This is a genomic window from Halorubrum tibetense, from assembly GCF_042661865.1.
Classification (GTDB): Archaea; Halobacteriota; Halobacteria; order Halobacteriales; family Haloferacaceae; genus Halorubrum; species Halorubrum tibetense.
The window spans coordinates 1-832 of sequence record NZ_JBHSWW010000555.1 but is presented as its reverse complement, the minus strand read 5'-3'; the positions used below and the strand labels follow the sequence as shown (position 1 = coordinate 832).

The window sequence follows — 832 nt, the reverse complement described above, 5'->3', positions numbered from 1 at the left end:
CAGGCGACGTCGCCGTCGGCGTCGTCGGCCGTGCTCGCGACCGCCGCGTTCCCGACCAGCGTCGCGTCGCTGACGCCGAGCTCCGCGAACTCGATCAGCGAGTCACACGTCGTCGGGCCGACCGACTCGACGTACGCGATGACCGACTCCTCGAAATCAGTCGCCTCGAGGAACGCCACGGTCTCCTCGTCCGCCTCGTCGTAGATCCAGCTCGCGTCCCCCGGCTCCGTGATCAACAGCCCGGTCCCGACCCGGTCGTCGTGTCGCCACGCGGGCCCCGAGAGCGCCCGCCCGACTTGGTGGACCTCGGTCTCGACAGCGGTCACGTCCCCTCCGAGATCGTCGTCGTTCCCGTCGCCGCCGTTTTCGTCGCCGCCGTTCCCGGTCCCCGGGTCGAGGTCGCCGTCCTCGACGCAGCCGGCGAGCGCGGCGGCCGCGGCCGTGGTTCCGATGCCATACAGCGCCGTTCGTCGGGTGATCTCGTTCATACCTACGGGTACGTGAGGGATACATAAGGGCTTCGTGTAAGCACAAAGAACTCTCTGTGCTTCCCGAGATCGATGGACAGCGGCCGGATCTCGGAAGTCATTCTCGCGTGATACTGCCTCACACGATATCGGTTCACACGATACTGCTCTACATACTCGAGTGCGACCGCGCCTCTCAGGGACACGCCTCCCTTACTTCGGCGCGAACAACCGGGGGAGCTCCTCTCGGGACAGTCCGGCCGCCAGCCCGAGCGCGAGTCCGACCCGGGCCTTCGCGGCCGGGAGATCGCTCGCGAAGACGACCCCGTGGTCGGCCAGCGTCACCGCCCCGCCGGGCGTTCCGT

At 68.1% G+C, this 832-nt stretch carries 2 pseudogenes; both read right to left on the bottom strand.

Annotation, left to right across the window (positions count from 1 at the left end):
• Nucleotides 1-488 (bottom strand): annotated as a pseudogene (locus ACFQEU_RS16930) (hypothetical protein); the annotation flags it as partial.
• Between the two features lie 192 nt (nucleotides 489-680).
• Nucleotides 681-832: pseudogene (locus ACFQEU_RS16925) on the bottom strand (asparaginase); the annotation flags it as partial.